General features: G+C 30.3%; 18 protein-coding genes. 11 read left to right on the top strand and 7 right to left on the bottom strand.

The genetic code is table 11. The features are described 5' to 3' along the window. From H9I45_RS11530 to H9I45_RS11495, 8 genes are all read left to right on the top strand, one after another. Nucleotides 1-939 (top strand): carbohydrate kinase family protein, encoded by a 939-nt coding sequence (locus tag H9I45_RS11530; protein WP_228454883.1) that lies wholly within the window; start codon nt 1-3, stop codon nt 937-939. A 41-nt stretch (nt 940-980) separates the two neighbouring features. Continuing rightward, nucleotides 981-2,705, top strand: coding sequence for an alpha-amylase family protein (locus tag H9I45_RS11525; protein ID WP_088352677.1), 1,725 nt, complete (start codon nt 981-983; stop codon nt 2,703-2,705). Nucleotides 2,706-2,794: 89 nt separating this feature from the next. After that, complete coding sequence (locus tag H9I45_RS11520) at nt 2,795-5,077, top strand: NADP-dependent malic enzyme (protein ID WP_088352676.1); 2,283 nt, start codon at nt 2,795-2,797, stop codon at nt 5,075-5,077. A gap of 212 nt (nt 5,078-5,289) precedes the next feature. Beyond that, entirely contained in the window at nt 5,290-5,871 is a 582-nt protein-coding gene (ruvA, locus tag H9I45_RS11515) for a Holliday junction branch migration protein RuvA (protein WP_088352675.1), read from the top strand. A 4-nt stretch (nt 5,872-5,875) separates the two neighbouring features. Continuing rightward, nucleotides 5,876-13,006: a T9SS outer membrane translocon Sov/SprA gene (gene sov / locus H9I45_RS11510; protein WP_088352674.1), complete on the top strand. Its 7,131-nt coding sequence runs from the start codon at nt 5,876-5,878 to the stop codon at nt 13,004-13,006. 28 nt (nt 13,007-13,034) lie between these two features. After that, nucleotides 13,035-13,415, top strand: a complete 381-nt coding sequence (gcvH, locus tag H9I45_RS11505; RefSeq protein ID WP_088352673.1) for a glycine cleavage system protein GcvH — start codon at nt 13,035-13,037, stop codon at nt 13,413-13,415. Beyond that, nucleotides 13,405-13,758 (top strand): VanZ family protein, encoded by a 354-nt coding sequence (locus H9I45_RS11500; protein WP_228454879.1) that lies wholly within the window; start codon nt 13,405-13,407, stop codon nt 13,756-13,758. Before gcvH ends, H9I45_RS11500 begins: the two co-directional genes overlap by 11 nt. Before the next feature lie 64 nt (nt 13,759-13,822). Then, nucleotides 13,823-14,542, top strand: coding sequence for an energy transducer TonB (locus H9I45_RS11495; RefSeq protein ID WP_088352672.1), 720 nt, complete (start codon nt 13,823-13,825; stop codon nt 14,540-14,542). 402 nt (nt 14,543-14,944) lie between these two features. Here the strand turns inward: H9I45_RS11495 and H9I45_RS11490 are convergent, their stop codons facing one another. Then, nucleotides 14,945-15,295 (bottom strand): toxin-antitoxin system YwqK family antitoxin, encoded by a 351-nt coding sequence (locus H9I45_RS11490; RefSeq protein WP_088352835.1) that lies wholly within the window; start codon nt 15,293-15,295, stop codon nt 14,945-14,947. A gap of 160 nt (nt 15,296-15,455) precedes the next feature. On the opposite strand from H9I45_RS11490, the gene H9I45_RS11485 reads away from it, so the two are divergent. The 3 genes from H9I45_RS11485 to H9I45_RS11475 all read left to right on the top strand — a co-directional run bounded on the left by H9I45_RS11485 (nt 15,456) and on the right by H9I45_RS11475 (nt 16,917). After that, nucleotides 15,456-15,656: a dodecin family protein gene (locus H9I45_RS11485; protein WP_088352671.1), complete on the top strand. Its 201-nt coding sequence runs from the start codon at nt 15,456-15,458 to the stop codon at nt 15,654-15,656. A gap of 73 nt (nt 15,657-15,729) precedes the next feature. Continuing rightward, nucleotides 15,730-16,086 carry a DUF1304 domain-containing protein gene (locus tag H9I45_RS11480; protein WP_088352670.1) on the top strand — a complete coding sequence of 119 codons (357 nt, stop codon included), beginning with the start codon at nt 15,730-15,732 and terminating at the stop codon, nt 16,084-16,086. A gap of 24 nt (nt 16,087-16,110) precedes the next feature. Continuing rightward, nucleotides 16,111-16,917, top strand: coding sequence for a mechanosensitive ion channel family protein (locus H9I45_RS11475; RefSeq protein WP_088352669.1), 807 nt, complete (start codon nt 16,111-16,113; stop codon nt 16,915-16,917). Between the two features lies 1 nt (nt 16,918). On the opposite strand, the gene tsaB is transcribed toward H9I45_RS11475, so the two are convergent. From tsaB to H9I45_RS11445, 6 genes are all read right to left on the bottom strand, one after another. Continuing rightward, entirely contained in the window at nt 16,919-17,605 is a 687-nt protein-coding gene (gene tsaB / locus H9I45_RS11470; RefSeq protein WP_088352668.1) for a tRNA (adenosine(37)-N6)-threonylcarbamoyltransferase complex dimerization subunit type 1 TsaB, read from the bottom strand. A gap of 92 nt (nt 17,606-17,697) precedes the next feature. Further along, entirely contained in the window at nt 17,698-19,029 is a 1,332-nt protein-coding gene (locus tag H9I45_RS11465; RefSeq protein ID WP_088352667.1) for a TolC family protein, read from the bottom strand. Nucleotides 19,030-19,250: 221 nt separating this feature from the next. After that, nucleotides 19,251-19,472 (bottom strand): hypothetical protein, encoded by a 222-nt coding sequence (locus tag H9I45_RS11460; protein WP_088352666.1) that lies wholly within the window; start codon nt 19,470-19,472, stop codon nt 19,251-19,253. Continuing rightward, entirely contained in the window at nt 19,465-20,004 is a 540-nt protein-coding gene (locus H9I45_RS11455) for a DUF420 domain-containing protein (protein ID WP_088352665.1), read from the bottom strand. Before H9I45_RS11455 ends, H9I45_RS11460 begins: the two co-directional genes overlap by 8 nt. Then, nucleotides 19,997-20,641 carry an SCO family protein gene (locus H9I45_RS11450; protein ID WP_088352664.1) on the bottom strand — a complete coding sequence of 215 codons (645 nt, stop codon included), beginning with the start codon at nt 20,639-20,641 and terminating at the stop codon, nt 19,997-19,999. Before H9I45_RS11450 ends, H9I45_RS11455 begins: the two co-directional genes overlap by 8 nt. After that, a complete protein-coding gene (locus H9I45_RS11445; protein WP_088352663.1) occupies nt 20,638-21,303 on the bottom strand; it encodes a hypothetical protein in 666 nt (221 codons plus the stop codon). Before H9I45_RS11445 ends, H9I45_RS11450 begins: the two co-directional genes overlap by 4 nt. Nucleotides 21,304-21,356 lie beyond the last annotated feature (53 nt).

Raw genomic sequence — 21,356 nt, 5'->3', positions numbered from 1 at the left:
TTGAAAAATTTTATAAGAAATATAGATATTTTATGTGTTGGTGAAGTCTTAATCGATTTTATCGGTCACCAAAACGATGTATTAATTAACGGAACCAGAGATTATCATAGATATTTAGGAGGTTCTCCAGCAAACGTTGCTATGAATTGCAAACGATTAGGGTTAAATTCAACAATGGTTTCTGCGGTTGGTAATGATGGTTTTGGAGAATACATTTTTAAAAGATTAGATGAAATTGGTATTGATACAAAACACATAAAAAAGCTTGATAATAAAGCTACAAGTGTCATTTTTGTTTCAAAATCAAACGGAACACCAGATTTTATACCATATAGAGATGCAGATTGTGCAATTTCTGAAGCGCAAATAACAGCAGAAATGTTAGCTGCTACAAAAATATACCACACAACTTGTTTTGCGTTGAGTAAAAAACCTGCACAAACTACCATTTTAAACAAAGCTACAGAAGCTTTTAAAAGCGGGTGCAAATTAAGTATCGATTTAAATTATGCCAAAGAATTATGGTCTAATAGAGAAGAAGCTTTAGAAGTTATAAAAACATATTGCAAATACAATCCATTAATAAAAATTAGTGATGATGATATGTTTCGATTCTTCGAAAAAAAATTATCACACGAAGAAATTTTTAATTTCTTTCATGATTTAGGAGTAGAAACTGTTTGTTTAACTTTAGGTAGTAAAGGTGTAAAACTTTCTCAAAAAGAAAAAGAAGTAATTCAATTACCAGCAATAAAAATAGAAAAAGTAATGGATACAACTGGCGCTGGAGATGCATTTTGGTCTGGTTTTTTATTCGCTTATATTAAAGAAAAACCAATAGAAGAATGTTTGCAAGTCGCTTTAAAATTAGCGGCTTTAAAACTTCAGAATGTAGGTAGGCTTCCAGATAATATTAATGTTTTATCCAAACTTCTATAAGTTTCTTTCAAAAAACAATACAATTTATACAATCAGAAAATATGAACATTATTTCTAACGGAGTTATGCTTAATGCATATCCAGACAGTATTGGAACCAATTTAAGTGACACTGTAAACTTGCTTCAAAAAGAAGAACTTAAAGATGTTTTTTCGTTGTTTTATGTGTTGCCAACTTTTTTTAATAGCGATTTAGACAGAGGTTTCTCTGTTATAGATTACAATTTAAATAAAGAATTAGTTTCTACAGATAATTTAAAAACGCTAGAAAGTTTAAATATTGAATTAAAATTCGATATTGTTTTGAATCACTTATCTGTAAATTCTCCACAGTTTAAAGATTTGTTAGCAAATGGTGAAGCTTCAAAATTCAAAGAATTTTTTATCGATTGGAATACTTTTTGGGAAAATAATGGAACAAAAAATAAAGACGGAATTGTAATTCCTAAAGAAGAATATCTTAATAAGTTATTCATGAGAAAATCTGGTCTTCCTATTTTAAAAGTCCCTTTTCCTGATGGAACAGAAAAACCGTATTGGAACACCTTTTATCAAGAAATAAACTATTCAAAAATTACTACTGAAGAAATTTTAACTATTGAGGGAGTTACTGAAGATCAAGCTAAAACTATTGCTAAAAAAGTAAACGTAGCCATTGAAAACAAACTTAAAATAGAAGATGTTGATTTTGAAAATTTCAATAATTTAAAAGGTAAAATTATTCCTATTGTAAATAAAAACAGGTCTTTTTTAGGCCAAATGGATGTAAATGCAAAGTCGGAATTAGTTTGGGATTTTTACGAAGAAACATTAGCAAAAGTAAAAAGTTTTGGTTGTAAAATTCTACGTTTAGATGCTTTCGCTTATTTGCACAAAGAAATAGGGCAAACAAATTTTTTCAACAAACCAGGCACTTGGAATTATCTAGATAGAATTAATGAAATTGCAAAGAAAAACGATTTAATTCTTTTACCAGAAATTCATGCAGAATATGGTGTAAATCTTCATGATGAAGTTGCCAAAGAAGGATACCAAATTTACGATTTTTTCTTACCAGGATTAATGATCCATACATTAGAAACTGCTTCGAACAAAGCAATTATAACTTGGGCAAATGAAATTATTGAAAAAGGGTACAAAACTGTAAATATGTTGGGTTGCCACGATGGAATTCCGGTTTTAGATTTAAAAGGAAAAGAAATCAATGGAACTTACAACAAAGGTTTATTAGAAGATTCAGAAATAGAATCTATTATGGAAACTGTTATAAATCGTGGTGGAAGAGTTAAAAACTTATACGATCCATCAGGAAAAAAAATATCTTATTACCAAGTAAATGCAACATTCTTTAGTGCATTAGGCGAAAGTGAAAAAAAGTTATTATTGGCAAGAACAATACAAATGTTTATGCCAGGAATACCACAGGTTTGGTATTTAGACCTTTTTGCAGGTAAAAATAATTATGAAGCCGCAGACAAAGGTGGTAGTGGTGGTCATAAAGAAATTAACAGAACAACACTTTCTAATGAAGATATTGAAGAGGGTTTAAAAACAGAAATTGTTAGAAACCAACTTAAAATAATGCGTTTAAGAAATACCTCTAAAGCATTTTTAGGAACAATGGAAATTAAAAAATCAAAGGAAAATGAACTTCATATTATTTGGAGAAATAACAATGAATTTGCAGAACTAAATGCAAATCTTACAACTCACTCGTTTAAAATTACTTTTTCAGAAAACAAAATCCTTAAAAACATGAATTTCTAAACCAAGTTTTCACCAATTATTCTTTCTAAATTTCATTTTCTCTTACTTTGAAAACCATATATTTGCAGGTTCAAACAAACTACAAATTTATGAGTGATTCTAGAAAAAGACACGAAGCTTTACTATACCACGCAAAACCAAAACCAGGAAAGATTGAAGTTGTACCAACTAAGAAGTATGCAACACAACACGATTTAGCATTAGCTTATTCTCCTGGAGTTGCAGAGCCTTGTTTGGAAATTGCAAAAGATAAAAATAACGCCTATAAATATACCTCTAAAGGAAATTTAGTGGCTGTAATTTCGAATGGTACTGCAGTTTTAGGTTTGGGAGATATTGGCCCTGAAGCCTCTAAACCAGTAATGGAAGGAAAAGGTTTGTTATTTAAAATATTTGCAGATATCGATGTTTTCGATATTGAAGTAGATGCAACAGATGTAGAGCATTTTATAGCCACTGTAAAAGCAATTGCACCTACTTTTGGCGGCATTAATTTAGAAGACATAAAAGCGCCAGAAGCGTTCGAAATAGAAACAAGGTTAAAAGCAGAATTAGACATTCCTGTAATGCATGACGACCAGCATGGAACTGCAATTATTTCTGCGGCTGCTTTAAAAAATGCGATTGATATTTCCGAAAAAGATATTACAAAAGTAAAAATAGTAGTAAATGGAGCTGGTGCAGCTGCAATTTCTTGTACTCGTTTGTATTTAAAATTGGGTGTAAAAAGAGAAAATGTAGTTATGTGCGATAGTAAAGGTGTTATCAGAAAAGATAGAGACAACTTAAGTTCGCAAAAAGCTGAGTTCGCAACAGACCAAGATATTACCACTCTAGAGGAAGCCATGCAAAATGCAGACGTATTTATTGGTCTTTCTATGGGAAATGTGGTAACACCAGAAATGTTATTAGGTATGGCCAAAAACCCAATTGTTTTTGCAATGGCTAACCCAGATCCAGAAATTGAATACGATGTCGCAGTTGCAACTAGAAAAGATATTATTATGGCAACTGGAAGATCGGACCATCCTAACCAAGTGAATAATGTATTAGGTTTTCCGTTTATTTTTAGAGGTGCTTTAGACGTTAGGGCTACAAAAATTAATGAGGAAATGAAAATGGCAGCTGTACATGCTTTAGCAGATTTGGCTAAAAAATCGGTTCCAGAACAAGTAAATATTGTGTATGATGAAGTAAGTTTAACTTACGGTAAAGAATACATTATTCCAAAACCATTTGATCCAAGATTAATTTATGAAATACCTCCAGCTATTGCAAAAGCTGCAATGGATTCTGGGGTTGCTTTAGAACCTATAACAGATTGGGACAAATATCGCGAAGAATTAATGGAACGTTCTGGTTCTGGATCTAAAGAAATTAGGCTTTTACACAACAGAGCAAAGAGCAATCCAAAACGTATCGTTTTTGCAGAAGCAGATCATTTAGATGTATTAAAAGCAGCTCAAAGAGTGCATGAAGAAAAACTAGGAAAACCAATTCTTTTAGGAAGAAAAGAAGTTATTTTAGAACTAAAAGCAGAAATAGGTTTTACAGGTAATGTACCAATTATAGACCCAAAAACAGATGAAGAAAACGAAAGAAGAAATCGTTTTGGAGAATCGTATTGGAAAACCCGCCAAAGAAAAGGAAGAACACTTTCTGAAGCAAAAAAATTAATGCGAGAACGTAATTATTTCGCTGCAATGATGGTAAATGAAGGCGAAGCAGACGCTTTAATTACTGGATATTCTAGGCCTTATCCTTCTGTAGTAAAACCAATGCTAGAGTTAATTGAAAGAGATAAAGATGTTTCTAGAATTGCAGCTTGTAATTTAATGTTAACGAAACAAGGTCCATTATTTTTAGCAGATACAACTATAAACGAGAATCCAAGTGCAAAAGAATTAGCAAAAATTGCACAAATGACTGGTAATTTTGCAAGTATGTTTGGTGTAAGTCCAAATATTGCAATGTTATCTTATTCTAATTTTGGATCATCAAACTCAGATACTTCTAAGAAAATTAGAGAAGCGGTTTCTTACATTCATCGTAATTTCCCTAAAGTGGTTATAGATGGAGAAATTCAAGCAGATTTTGCATTAAATCCAGAATTATTAGCAAAAGAATTTCCTTTTTCTAAACTGAATGGAAAAAAAGTAAATGTGCTGATTTTCCCAAATTTAGAATCTGCAAATATTACTTATAAATTAATGAAAGAAGTACAAGGTGCAGAATCTATTGGCCCAGTAATATTAGGATTCGATAAACCTGTACATATTTTACAATTAGGTGCAAGTGTAGACGAGATGGTAAATATGGCTGCTTTGGCGGTTGTAGATGCGCAACAAAAAGAGAAGAGGAGGAAGAAGTAGGGAGTTTGAAGTAAAAGTTGGAAGTTGGAAGTTGGAATGACAAAAAAATCGCTTTGTTAAAAGATGGTTTATGTAAGACTTTTTACGAACAAATTATAAGTTTGGTTTATTTTCTAGCTTCAATAATCTTTTCTTTTCCAATTTTAGCAATATTTTAAAAAATTAGGCAACAACAAATATAAAATAGTACTTTAGAAGCCTGAATACAAGTTATGATTACACAAGTTAGAGGAAAATTAGTAGAAAAAAGTCCGACAGAAGTTGTTGTCGATTGCAATGGTGTTGGGTATTTACTTCATATTTCTCTAAATACATTTTCTAGTTTACCAGAAGACGAAAACGTTGTTTTATTCACACACTTATCCATTAGAGAAGATGCACACACACTTTTTGGGTTTATTAGCAAAACAGAAAGAGAAGTATTTAAACTTTTAATTTCTGTTTCTGGGGTTGGGCCAAGTATTGCAAGAACTATGTGTTCTTCGATGACTTCAGAAGAAATACAAAATGCAATTGCATCCGAAAATGTGGCTTTAATTCAGTCTGTAAAAGGTATTGGAGCAAAAACTGCACAAAGAGTTATTGTAGATTTAAAAGATAAAATCTTAAAGACTTTTAATATGGATGAAGTTTCTCTTTCTGTAAGCAATACAAACAAAGATGAAGCGTTATCTGCTTTAGAAGTTTTAGGTTTCCAAAGAAAACAGTCAGACAAGCTAGTTTCTGCTATTTTGAAAGAAAATTCAGATGCTTCTGTAGAGCAAATCATAAAATTAGCCTTAAAAAGTTTATAATCAATTGAGTACGTTTATAAAAAATACTTTCTTATTTCTAACAGTAGCGTTTGCTGTAAGTTTAACTACATACGCACAAACCAAAGCAAAAAAAGACACTATTGTCGTTAAAAACGATTCTATAAAACTTCGCTACGATTTTAAGAGCGACCAAAAAGGAGGTTTGTTTTTAGATGATTTGGCAGAAAAAGTTATCATTTTCGATAAAACTTTAAACAGGTATGTTATTATTGAAAAAATAGGAAATTACTACACAAAAACACCTATTTATTTAACACCAAGAGAATACGAAAGATATCGCCTAAAACGAGATATGTCTCAGTATTTTAAAGACAAAGTAAGTGCTGCAAGTGGTAAGAAAAAAGGATCTAAAGATGGTCAAAAAGATTTACTACCAACTTATTATGTAAATTCTAAATTTTTCGAATCTATTTTTGGTGGAACCGCAGTTAAAGTAACACCAACAGGAAATTTAAACTTAAAACTTGGGTTTATTTATCAAAATACAGACAATCCACAAATTTCCGAAGAAAACAGAAGCAATTTTACGTTTGATTTCGACCAACAAATTAACGCAAGTATTCGTGCAAAAGTGGGTGAACGTTTAGAATTTACTGCAAATTACGATACACAGGCTTCTTTCGATTTTCAAAACTTAGTAAAAATAGGATTTACACCAACAGAAGACGATATTATTCAAGGAATTGAAGCTGGTAACGTTTCTATGCCTATAAAAAACTCGTTAATTAACGGAGCACAAAGTTTATTTGGGGTAAAAACAGATTTAAAATTTGGGAATACAAACATTACAGCCGTTTTTTCTCAGCAAAATTCCGAGAGTAAAACAGTGGTTTCAGAAGGTGGAGCGTCTATTCAACAATTCGAATTAAGAACGACAGATTACGATAATGATCGTCATTTTTTCTTATCTCAATATTTTATCGATAACTACGCAAATTCACTAAAAAATTATCCATTAATAAGCAGTCCAATAAACATTACAAGAATAGAAGTTTGGATTACCAATAGAAACGCAAGTACAGAAGATTTTAGAAGTATTGTTGCGATTGCAGATTTAGCAGAATCGGATCCAGGTGTATTCGTAGACGAAAATGGAAACATAGTTCCAAGTGCAAACCAAGCTGTAGTTTCTGGAAAAAATTTACCTTTTAACGGAGCTAACAACATTTACGAACCAAATGTTTTAAATGGAATTAGAGATATTTCTACAGTTGAAAGTACCCTAAGAAACGAACTTGGTATGGAACAAGGTACAGACTTTTCCATGTTAGAAAATGCAAGAAAATTAGAAATTAACGAGTTTAAACTAAATTCTCAATTAGGTTTTATTTCTTTAAATAGAAGATTAAACGATGGCGAAGTTTTGGCAGTTGCCTACGAATATACAGTGGCTGGAAATGTAAGTGGAAGTACAAAAAACTCTTTTAAAGTTGGAGAATTTTCTAATGATGGAATTCAAGCTCCAGATAATTTAGCCGTAAAATTATTACGTAGCGAAATATTACAAACAAAAAGACCAGATGGAAATGGTGGTGAAGAATCTTTCCCAACTTGGCGTTTAATGATGAAAAACGTGTATGCTTTAGGTGCTTTTCCATTAACACAAGATGGTTTCCGATTCGAAATTCAATATAGAGACGACCAAACAGGAATTCCTTCTAACGTTTTACAAAATGCACAAACAGCAGGTCTTGCAAACAAACCTTTACTACAAGTATTAAACTTAGACCAATTAGACCAAAGTCAATCTAGAAACCCAGATGGTTATTTCGACTACGTAGAAGGAATTACTGTAAACTCCGAAAACGGATTTATCTTTTTCCCAGAACCAGAACCTTTTGGTAACGATATTGTTCAAATGGGACCAAATGATAATGGTTTAGATCCAAATACATCAGATGTAGAAAAATACGCTTTTAGAGAATTGTATTTGAATACGAAAATCAACATCAAAAATAACTTTCAGAATAAAGACAAATACTTTTTAAAAGGATACTTTAAATCGGAAAATGCTGGTGGAATTCCAATTGGCGCTTTTAATGTTCCAAGAGGTTCTGTAAGAGTTTCTGCTGGAGGAAGACAGTTGGTAGAAGGTGTAGATTATGTAGTAGATTACAATTTAGGAAGAGTGCAAATTATAGATCCAGGTTTACAAGCATCAGGAACTCCAATTAGTGTTTCAACAGAAAATAATGCGGTTTTTAATCAGCAAAGAAAAACCTTTATGGGAATCGATGTTGAGCATAAATTTTCTGAAGATTTAGTAGTTGGTGCTACTTATTTAAATATTGAAGAAAGACCTTTAACACCAAAAGTTAATTTCGGTGCAGAACCTATTAACAATACTATGTTAGGTTTCAATTTTAATTATTCTACAGAAGTGCCTTATTTTACAAAACTAGCAAATAAATTGCCTTTTGTAGATACAGATGCACCATCTAACATTTCTGTAAGAGGAGATATGGCTTATTTAATTCCAGGAACACCAAGTGGAATTGACGTAACTGGTGCAGCTACTTCTTATATAGACGATTTTGAAGCTTCGCAAATTCCTATTAGTTTACTTTCTCCATTAGATTGGTATGAGGCAAGTACACCAAAATATTTCCCTAATTTTAATGGGGAAAGAGACGATTTATCTTACAATTACAAAAGGGCAAAATTGGCATGGTATAGTGTAGATCAAATTTTTTATGGAGCAGGAGAAACTCCAGCAAGTATAGATGCAGACGAACTTTCGAGAGCAGAAACAAGACAAATTAATTACCAGGAATTGTTTCCAAATGTGCAGTTAGATATTACACAAAATTCTTTAGTAAGAACATTAGATTTGGCTTATTTCCCAGAGGAAAGAGGTTCTTATAATTTCGACCCGAACGCAAGTATAGCAGAAGGAAAAGTAATTTTACCAAACCCAGAAACAAGATGGGGAGGAATTATGAGGCCGTTAACAACCAATAATTTCGACCAAGCAAATGTAGAATACATTCAGTTTTGGATTATGGATCCTTACGAAAATTACTCTATTACAAATAGAGAAGGTTTGCCACAAGGTGTAAATCCAAACAATCCTATAAATCAAGTTGGAGATTTGTATATTAACTTAGGAAATGTTTCTGAAGATGTTTTAAAAGATAACCGTAAAATGTACGAAAACGGTTTACCAGAAGACGGATTAAAAGTTGCTGGAAATAATGTAAATAGAACAACTTGGGGAGATGTTCCAAGAAATCCTTCAATAATTTATGCATTTAACGAACAAGATGGAGCAAGAACGAATCAAGATTTAGGTTTTGATGGTTTAAATGACGATGAAGAAAAGAATTTAACAGGAATTGGACAATTTTCAACACTTTCAGATCCTGCAGCAGACAACTTTCAGTTTTTTAGAGGAGGAAATTTAGATGCTATTGATGCATCTTTAATTACTAGATATAAAGACTTTAATAACACTCAAGGAAACTCGCCAACATTAAACCAGTCTCCAGAATCTTTTCCAACTTCATCTACCACATATCCAGATGTAGAGGATATTAACAGAGATCAAACCATGAATACTGTAGAGAGTTATTTTGAATATAAAATCTCTTTAAATAAAAATAATTTACGAAAAGGAGTTGGATATATTGTTGATGAAAAAGTTACGACAGTAACTTTAGAAAATGGAGCTACACAACAAACAAAATGGTATCAATTTAGAGTTCCAGTTAGAAGTGGAACTCCAATAAATAATATTTCGGACTTTAACAGCATTCGTTTTGTAAGAATGTTTTTAACCAATTTTAGAATTCCAGTTGTAATTCGTTTTGGGGAATTAGATTTAGTTCGTGGGGATTGGAGACGTTATGTAAGAACTTTAGATCCAACAATTAACAATCCAGTAGATTTAACCCAAGATGAATTAAATAATTTTGAGGTGGGTGTGGTTAGTATCGAACAAAACGAAGGTAGCTATATACAACCTCCAGGAATAGAGCGTGAACGTTTACAAGGAAGTACAACTGTTCAATTACAAAACGAACAATCTGTAACTTTAAAAGTAAACAGATTAGAACCAGAAAAAATAAGAGCAATTTATAAGAATATTAGTGTAGATTTAAGACGTTTTAAACGTTTAAAAATGTTTATGCATTTACAAGAAAACCAAGGAGAATCTTCTTTGGCTGATAATGATCTTTCTGCAATTATTCGATTAGGAACAGATTTAGACGAGAATTTTTATCAAGTTGAAATCCCTCTTAAAGTATCTAGAAATGGAACTTCGCAATTAGATATTTGGCCAGAAGGAAATAATTTAGATGCGTTTTTAGAAACGTTTGGAAAAATAAAATTAGAAAGAGATGCTGCAGGTTTTCCAATTGCAGATATTTTTACTTCTACACAACAAGATGCTGGCTTACCTTATAAAATTAGTGTAAAAGGAAACCCAACTTTGGCTCAATTAAGAACTATAATGTTAGGTATTAAAAATACTTCTCTAACTCAAAAAAGTGGAGAAGTTTGGTTTAACGAATTACGTTCTGCTGGTTTCGATAATAAAGGTGGTTGGGCTGCAGTAGTAAATGCAGATGCCAACTTTGCAGATGTTGCCAACGTTTCTTTAGCAGGAAGCATGTCTACCATTGGTTTTGGAAATGTAGAAGATCGTGTAAACCAACGTAGTTTAGATGAGACAAAACAATATGATGTTGCTACAACTATAAATTTAGGAAAGGTTTTAACGCCTAAAAATTGGGGAATTCAATTACCAATGAGTTATAGTATTGGAGAGAAATTTATAGATCCTAAATTCGACCCACAATACCAAGATGTTACTTTAAAAGATGCTTTGGGACAAAATCCAAATAGCGAATTTTCTAGAGATTATACAAAACGTACAAGCATTAGTTTTATAAACGTTAAAAAGAATAGAAACCCAAATTCAACAAAAAAACCGAAATTTTACGATGTTGAAAATGTATCTGTTTCTTATGCACACAACAAAGAATTTCATAGAGATTATAATATTCAAAAATACATCAACGAAAACGTAACTGCTGGTGCAAGCTATAATTACAATTTTGGAGCAAAATCAATAGAACCGTTTAAAAATGTAAAGTTTTTAGATAGCAAATATTTAAAATTGATTAAAGATTTTAACTTCAACCCTATTCCAAATACATTTGCTGTAAATTCTAGAATCAATAGAAATTATACAGAACAACAATCTCGTAATTTGGTGGCAGGCTTATCTCCACAACCAGAATTAAAACAACGTAGATTTTTATTCGATTGGGATTATACAGTTGGTTTCGATTTAACGAAATCTATAACCTTAAACTTTAATGCAACCAATAGTTACATTTACGATACATTTGATACGTCTGAAGACATTCAAGTTTTCGACGATTTCTTTAACACAGGAAGAGCGAATCATTATCATCAAAAATTAAATGGTACTTACCAATTACCAATCGATAAAATACCTTTTTTAAGCTGGATAAAAGCAGATTATGCATACACAGCAGATTTCGATTGGCAAGCTGCAGCACAAAGTTCTATAGATGTAAATGGAGTAGATGTTGCTTATGTAGATTTGGTTGGTAATGTTATTCAGAATGCAAATACACACAATTTAAACACTACTTTTAATTTCGATAAATTTTACAAAGGTCTTGGTTTCGAAAAACTATTACTTAGTAAGAATCAAAGACAAAGTTCAAAAGGATTAAAAGGAGCTGGCTTACCTCCTGCTCCTGGAAAAATAAATCAGAAAAAAAAGCTTTCTATAGGTAAAAAAATATTGAAAGGTGTTTACGATGTTGTAACTTCTGTAAAGCAAGGAAAAGTTAGTTACACAGAAAATAATGGGCAATTATTACCTGGTTACACAGAAGATGTTGGCTTCTTAGGTGGTGCACCCACTTCTTTTGCATTTGGTAGCCAAGTAGATATTAGAACAAAAGCTTTAGAAAATGGCTGGTTAGTTGGTCCAAGAGATCCAAACAATAGCGAATATTATAACAAAACATACAGTAGAACACACTATAACAAGTTAGACTATACATTTACTTTAAAACCTTTTACAGATTTAAATATCGATGTTAGAGGAAATAAAATTAAAACGAGAGATATCTCGCAACAAATAGATGTTGTAGAAAATGGAACTGAAACAGGAGCTTTAGATAATAGTGCTCCAGCTTTCGAAAACGGAAACTTTAGTACAAGTTATTCTATGATTTCTACCGTTTTTACAGATGCAAATGTACTTTTTCAAAACATGCGAGATTTCAGAAGTACAATTGCAAACAGGTTGGCTACAGAAACTGGAAATCCTGTTTCTGGTTATGGAGAAAGTAGTCAGCAAGTTTTATTACCTGCTTTTTTAGCTGCATATTCTGGAAAAAGTGCAGAGAATGTAAGTACTTCTATGTTTAGAAATATTCCAATACCAAATTGGACTTTACGTTACAATGGTTTAATGAAATTTAAATGGTTTAAAAATAATTTTAGCAATTTTGTGGTTTCACATGGTTATAATTCTTCTTACACAGTTTCTAGCTTTACAAATAATTTACAATTCGATGCTTCAAACCCAACAGCATCTAATACTGCTGGAAATTACGAACCAGAACTTTTAGTGTCTGCAGTAACTTTGGTAGACGAATTTTCTCCATTGATAAAAGTAGATATGAAAATGAGAAATTCATTTTCATTAAGAGGAGAAATAAAAAGTGATAGAACATTAACAATGAATTTTAATAACAGCACTTTAACTGATATTAAAGGAACAGAGTATATTTTTGGAATGGGCTATGTTTTTAAAGACGTAAAAGTAAACACTCGATTTACAGGTAAAAAACAAACTTTAAAAGGAGATATTAACTTAAGAGCAGATGTATCTTTAAGAGATAATTTAACACAAATTAGGTCTGTAGATGAAGATAATGATCAAATTAGTGGTGGACAGAAATTATTTTCTATTAAATTTACCGCGGATTATAGATTAAGTAGTAATTTAACAGCGTCGTTTTATTACAATCATCAAACGTCGAAATATGCGATTTCTACCACTTTTCCAAGACAGGCAATTAATGGTGGCTTTAATATCGTTTACAATTTAGGAGGAAATTAAAATTAACAACAATAAATAATTTAGAGAAATGAATATCCCATCAAACTTAAAATACACGAAAGATCACGAGTGGATTAAGATAGAAGGCAACATTGCAACTGTTGGTATTACAGATTTTGCACAAGGCGAATTAGGAGACATTGTATATGTAGATGTAGATACTTTAGACGATTCTGTAGAAGAAGGAGAAGTTTTTGGTTCTGTAGAAGCAGTAAAAACAGTTTCTGATTTATTTATGCCTTTAAGTGGAGAAGTAATTGAATTTAACGAAGCTTTAGAAGATGAACCTGAATTGGTAAATTCAGACCCATACGAAAAAGGTTGGATGATTAAAATTGATATTTCAGACAGCTCACAAATAGACGACTTATTAGATGCTGCAGCGTATAAAGGCCTTATTGAAGGGTAAAATAGTAATAATAGCAGTAGTAGTTACACTTAGTATTTTATATTTAAGTTTAATGAAAATGCCAAAATATGAAGTTCAAGTTAGTCATCTAGATAAATTGCAACATGGCTTTGCTTATTTTACATTATCTATTTGTTGGTTGCTTTCATTTTTTGATAAACCAAGTAAGAAATACTTAATCGTTTTTTTATGTATTCTTTTTGGCATAATTATTGAAGTTTTACAAAGTGAATTAACTTCGTATCGAACAGGAGATTACTTAGATGTTCTTGCAAATACGACTGGAGTTCTTATAGGATTAGTGGTTTTTAATCAGATTTATAAAAAAAATCGATATAATTAGCACTAATACTTGTATATGATACATTTTTTTAATTAAATTAGCGAACTATTAAAAACTCTCTACAATGGAAATAAAGAAAAATCCTAAATCGAATTTAGAAAATTATAGTAAAATATTTATGCAAATTGGGCTTGTTTTAGCGCTTTTTATAACATATGCTGCTATCGAGAAAAAAACTTACGACAAGACTATTGGAGACTTGGGAGTAGTTAACATGAATGCAGAGTTGGAAGAGGATATTCCAATTACTGAAAGAATTGAGCCAGTGAAGCCAAAAACTCCACCACCACCAACTCCAGAAAAAATAGAAATTGTAGAAGATGAGAAAGAAGTAGAAGAAACTGTAATTGAATCTACTGAGACAGATGAAACTGAGGCTGTAGAAGTAGAAGAAATTGTAGAAATTGCAGAGGTAGAAGAAGTAGTCGAAGACGTAAGTTTTATGATTATCGAAGATGTTCCTGTATTTCCTGGATGTAAAGGAAGTAAACAAGAATTAAAAGATTGCTTTAGTAAAATGGTACAAAAGCATTTCGTAAGAAAATTCGATGCAGAGTTACCAAACGAATTAGGTTTATCTTCTGGAAAAAAGAGAGTATCTATTATGTTTAAGATTGATAAATCTGGTAACGTTGTAAATGTACAAGCAAGAGCACCACACCCAAAAATTAAATCTGAAGTTTTAAAGGTGATGAAATTATTACCAAAAATGAAACCAGGTAAACAAAGAGGAAAACCAGTAGGTGTAAAATATAGTATTCCTTTTACTTTATTAGTAGAGTAATTAGAGAAAACAAATTATTAAAAAAGAGTTTAGAGTTAATCTAAGCTCTTTTTTTTATGGAATAAATACTGCGCGTTAAGTAAGATTTTCTTCTTTAAATTTATTGCATTACAACCTAAAATTTAACTATTTAAAAAAGAATTAAATGGTGTTTAAAAAATAGAACACAAAACTATAAATAGAGTTGTTAACAAGCCATTTCTTACCTACTTTAAACGCAAAATAAACATTTATATATACTTCTTAAGAATAAAGAACTAAGGCTTTAATTTGGAAAGAAAATGTACATGATATTACATACACTAATCAATTAAAATTATGAATTTAAAAACATCTTATAATACAAAAAACCCAAAGTGTTAAACACTTTGGGTTTTTTGTATTATTTTTTAAATAAAGCTATTATTTATTAGAAGCCAATTTAGATTCGGATTTCCATAAACTAACATCTACAATAGCATTATTGTTATAAGTAATTTCTTTTAAGTTTTCACCTGACCACATAAACCACTTTCCAACTTTCTTTCCTTCTTTGTAGAAAGCCAATTGTGTTTTATTTCCTTTCTTATCAAAACGAGTCCATTTTCCAGTTAACTTCTTATCTTTAAAATAACCTTCTGTACTTACAGAACCATCTTCGTGATAATAAGTTGCTTTTACTAAATCTCCTTCAGCCTTAAAAGTCGGTTTGTTTTCTTGAGCATATCCAATTGCAACTAAGCAAAACATACAAATTGTTATTAATTTTTTCATGACTTTAATTTTAAGGTTTAACATTATAATTACAAATATAACTATATTCTAACAATTTGCAAACAATTTGGTAACATTAAATTAACATTGGAGATTTTATTGATTTAAAAGGTTGATTTTATTATATTTACAGTATACAAATCATTAAAAACGAAGAAACATGGCAGTAATGAAAGTAATAGAAGTACTTGCAAACTCAGAAAAAAGTTGGGAAGATGCAACTAAAAAGGCTGTAAAACAAGCATCGAAATCCGTAAAAAATATTAAATCGGTATTTGTACAATCGCAAAGTGCTGTTGTAAATGGAGATGATGTTGCAGAATTTAGAGTAAATTTAAAAATTACTTTTGAAGTAAATTAAATTTAAAAAATACATACTACAACTTAAAGTGATTTAATTATATGTATTAAATCACTTTTTATTTATATACAAAATGGAAATAATACAAACAGTTTTTATAATTTTAGTTGCTTTAATCCATTTATATATTCTTTATTTAGAAATGGCTCTTTGGACTACTAAGAAAGGAATTAACACATTTGGTTTAAAAAGCAAAGAATTTGCTGAAGAAACAAAAATAATGGCTGCAAACCAAGGTCTTTACAATGGTTTCTTGGCCCTAGGTTTACTTTGGTTTTTAATTACTAATAATTTCGATGGAATACAATTTCTTTTAATTTGTGTATTTATTGCAGGTTTATATGGTGCATATTCTACAAAAATTATTAAAATATTTTATATCCAATCTATACCAGCAATTATCGCTTTATTATTAACTTTGCTCTTTTAATCTTTAAAATAGATAACACTAATAATGGAAGAATATTTAGAACAGTTTAAAAAAGTAATAGTAGAATACACACCAAAAGTATTAATGGCAGTTGCCATGCTAATTATTGGTTTAATAATTATTAAAATTATTGTAAATACAACTAAAAAAGTATTAAGAAAAAGAAATGTAGATATTTCGCTTCAACAATTTTTAGGAAACTTATTAGGTTGGGCTTTAAAAATAATATTATTTATTACAGTAATCGCAAAATTAGGAGTAGAGACTGCCTCTTTTGCTGCAATTTTAGCTGCTGCTGGTTTGGCTGTAGGTTTAGCTTTACAAGGTTCTTTGGCAAATTTTGCTGGAGGTGTTTTAATTATGATTTTTAAACCATTTAAAGTTGGAGATTTAATTCAAGCACAGGGTGAAACTGGAGTTGTTAAAGAAATAGAAATTTTTACTACAAAATTAACGGGTTTATCTAATAGAGAAATTATAATTCCAAATGGTTCTTTATCTAATGGAAATATTATTAATTTTACAACAGAAGGTACTAGACGTGTAGATTTAGTAATTGGTGTTTCTTATGATGCAGATATTAAAAAAACAAAAGAAGTTTTAACGAATGTATTAACATCTCATCCTAAAGTTTTAAAGGATCCAACACCTGGAGTTACCGTTTTAGAATTAGCAGATAGTTCTGTGAATTTTGCGGTTAGACCTTGGTGTAATACTGCAGATTATTGGGCAGTTTATTTCGATTGTATGGAAAACATTAAAGAAGCTTTAGATGCTGCAGGAATCGAAATCCCTTATCCACATAACGTACAAATTAACAAAAAAGAATAAGTTAAAACGTAGGTTTCTTTTTCTTTTCTGGAATAACAATAAAATCTTTTAAGTAAAAAGGTTCGAAATAAGCGACATCTTCGATGTCGTTTTTTTTGTACTTAAAATAAGATAATTCCGCCATTTCTTTAGAGGAGGGATATTTATCATCAACAAATACAGCATTTTCGTGCGTAATTATTTCTTTACATTTTGCAGCTCCATCTCCTAAAAAATATACTTTACCCATATTTAGAAAATCTGAGAAAGAGTTTTCATCAATAATTTCTGCTTTTATTTCCCTTTTTTGCTGGTAATTAGTATCATATACTGCTGCATAAACTTCCATTCTTCTAGCATCTAACATTGGAATAATTATACCCTTATCAAAAGAAATTGAATGTGCTAAGGAATTAAGTGTATCAATAGAAATTAATGGCTTGTTAAAAGCAAAACAAAGCCCTTTTGCAGCAGAAACTCCAATTCTTAATCCTGTGTAAGAACCAGGGCCTTTACTAACTGCTACAGCGTCTATTTCTGCTGTTTTTATATTTGCTTCCTTTAAAACTTCAACAATAAAAGGGTGTAATACTTCTGCATGAGAGTAATTACCATTATTCAATTCTTTAATTGCTAGAATTTCTCCATTTTTTGCAATACTTACAGAACAATTTTTAGTTGCAGTTTCTATGTTAAGAATGTTTGCCAATTTGTAATTTTTTACAAAGATAGTATTTCAAAAAAACAAAAACCTCACAAGTTGTAAAAACGAGTGAGGTTGTATCTATATATTTTGTGAATTTATTCTAAAACTAATTCTCCAGAATAGAATTGTAACACTTTAGTTTTAAAAACATAATCGTATTTAGAACGGATCATTAAACCTTCTGCATTAACCAAACGAGTTCTAACCAAATCAAAATCGAACAAAGTCATAGCTCCATAATTGTATCTTTCCTGGGCGTTTTTAAAAGCTTCCTTTTGTGCTTCTAAAGAAATTGTTGCGGCTTGGTAGGCTTTTAAAGAAGATTTTACATCTAAAAACGCTTGTTCTATAGTTTGTTTTAATTGTAGTTTCTCACTTTCTAGTCTAGTTTCTGAAATTTCTTTATTAATAATAGACTTTGTAACTCTATTTCTAGTTTGAAATCTATTAAAAATTGGGATACTCACGTTAAAACCTACTCCATATCCTAAATTATCGTCTAATTGTGTAAACAATGCTGTATTAGACGATCCTGGAGGTAATTTTAAATTGTAACCATAGTTTGTAGATAAACTTGCAGATGCTGTAATTGTTGGATAAAATGCACTTTTAGCAATGGCAATGTTAAAATCTGCATTATCAATATCTAGTTTTGCTCTTGCAATTTCTGGCATATAATCTAAAGATTTATTATACACTGTAGAAGAGTTTGTATATAAAAGATTTGTTGAAGGCGTACCAACTTCTATTGGAGCAACATCGAAATTTTCTGATGATACTTGAAGTAATTGAGCTAAAGTTAACAAAGCTAAATCTAAAGCATTTTCTTGGGTAACTACACTTTGTAAATCGTTTGCAGCTGTAGATTGAAAGTTTAACAACTCTCCTTTTGCAATCGCACCTGCTTGGAATCTTGCATCTGCAGCTTCAATTTGTTTTTTACTAATTTCTGCTTGAACTTTGGCAACTTCCAAATTTTCTTTTGCAAATAAAACGTTTAAATAAGAATTTACAACTCGTAAAGAAATATCGTTTTCTATCTTTTTTAAATCGTACAAACTTGTTTCTACACCTAACTGTGCTTGCTTAAAAGTATTTGTATTTCTATATCCATTAAAAATAGTATAACCAGAACTCAAACGAACAGAACCTCCAAAAATAGTGGTAGATATTCTATTCTGTGAAACAGGATCGAACCCTGAACCAAAGTTTAAATTTCCACCTGTGTTTCCATTTAAATCTGGTAAAAAGTTTCCTTTCGCAATATCTACATCTTTCTTTGCAAGCTCTAAACTTAATTTATTTTGTTGAATGGAAATATTTTTTTCTAAAGCTTGATCTACAGCTTCTTTTAATGTCCATTGTTTTTGTGAAAAAGTAGCAATTGAAGTTAATAATGCTACAAATAGAATAAAGTTGGTTTTCAAAATCTTAAATTTTATATTATGTTGATTGATTTTTCAATAGTTGTACCAAAAAAAGTAAAAAATGTAAAATATTGATAATCATTATGTTAAAGTTATCAAATTTATAAATTTGTTTCAAAATCGAACACTTTTTATTTAAAAATGAACATTTCAACTTTTGCTAGCTATTATAAGACGACTAAATGTAAAATTTGTTACAAAATTAGACTCTTATTGAAACGTTAAATTTTAGATTTCTTGTTATATCTGTAAATTGTAAAAAATAAAGCGCCAATTAAAAGGTAAGGAAATACCATTAAATAACTAATTCCGTTATTAACGCCTTCTGCCATTGAGACATCTCCAGTCTCTACAACTGCTTTACACATTGCACATTGTGCTGCTGTTGTTTCTATTGCCAAAGAAAATAAGCAAAATGCGAAAAAAAATTGTTTTTTATACATAATAAGGAGATATCATTAAATATACTATTACACCTGTAACAGCAACATATAACCATAATGGAAAAGTACGTTTTGCTATTTTTTTATGTGCTGGAAAATCACCCAATTTTGCTCTCATATACGTTGTTAACACAAAAGGAATTACAACAATAGATAAAATTATATGTGTTATTAAAATAAAATAATATACATATTTTATAACTCCTTCTCCACCAAATGAAGTAGAATCGGAGGTCATGTGATAACCAATGTACATTACTAAAAATAATAAAGAGCAAGCAATTGCAGTAGTGTTTAATTGTTCGTGTAATTTTCTATTTCCTTTTTTAATAGCAACAACTGCTGCAATTAAAAGTACAGCAGTTATACCATTTATAGTAGCATAAATTGGAGGTAAAAACGTTAATGGTTTTACATTAAACCCTAATTTTTTAAGATTGATTAAAAATAATCCTGCAACTGCAACAGGAACTATAATTGATAATGCTGTAATTATCTTCTTGTATTTTTTTTCTTGTACTAATTTACTCATCTAACAAAATTTTAATATCTTCTTTTAATTCTTTTATTTGATCTGGAAAACCTTGGTCCTCAATAGCTCTATAATACATAATTGGGTTGCCGAATTCGTCTTTTCTTGATCTTATATAACCGTCTTTATCAACCAAAGCAAATAAGCCTGAATGCTCAAAACCTCCATGATTTCCATCTCCTTTTCCTGCATATAATTTAAAACCTTTGTTGGAAAGTGCATATACAACTTCGTCGCTTTTTCCTGTTAATAAATGCCAGTTTTTTGACGTTATTCCCTTGTTTTTAGCATATGTTCTTAATGTTTCTGGTGTATCTATTTCTGGAGTGATTGAAATAGAAGCGATGCCAAAATTGGGATTTCCGAAAAACTTATCTTGTATGGTAACCATTTTACGATTCATAATCGGACAAATAGTTGGGCATGTACTAAAGAAAAACTCTACAACGTATACTTTATCATTATAAGTTTTGTTGGTAATTTTTTCTCCATTTTGATTGATAAATTCAAAATCTGGCACTTTATCAAACTTTACCAAATCCGATTTTTTAAAACGATCTACTACTTTTGGAACAGTATAAATTCCGAATAATAAAATAACAAAAGCAATACCTACGTATGAATATTTTTTTTTCATAATCCTACTTCTTTTCTATCGGCTTTATTCTCGTTTTTATGCTTAAATGCAGCATAATACTCGTAATAAAGTACTTTTATATCGTCTTTTAATTTGGCATTTAATTCCGCAACAGATTGCATATTATAACCAAATAATTTTCCATCAATGGTACTATCTTCATCATTTGTTCTTCCTCTTAAATTGCCATTTTTATCAATTAGAAATACTTTAGAGGTATATAAATTCGCCAAATTTTCATTGGTTTTAAAGCTTGAAAACAATATTTTAATTTCTTCTTGTTCAGCCGCTAAAAAATTCCAGTTTGCCATGTTTGTAAAAGCGCTAATTTCTTTTTTTAGTGTTGCAACCTCTACTTCTTTATCTTTGGGATAAATAGCTATAATTTGAAATTGTTTATAGTCTATAAAAATTTTATAAATCTTTTCATTCAAATTAAAGAAACCACCTTTGTTTAGTTCGATATTATCTCCTAAAAAACAAACTAAAGAAACATTATTTTTAAACGTTTTAGAAGCGTTTATTGCAGAAATATCTATAACATTCTCAGTTACAACAGGTAATTTGGTAAAGTTATTTTTTCCTGTAGAAAGAATTAAAAAACATATTAAAGGAAAAATAAAGAGTAGAAATAATACAACTCTTTTTTTTGTTATTTTCATGGTTTTTATTTTATAAGCAACCGTAAAGTAATATAAGTTCAAAAAAAAAGGTG

Origin of the sequence: Polaribacter haliotis (assembly GCF_014784055.1) — a bacterium.
Classification (GTDB): Bacteria; Bacteroidota; Bacteroidia; order Flavobacteriales; family Flavobacteriaceae; genus Polaribacter; species Polaribacter haliotis.
The sequence above is the reverse complement of the archived record's forward strand: the minus strand, read 5'-3'. Positions and strand labels throughout refer to the sequence as shown.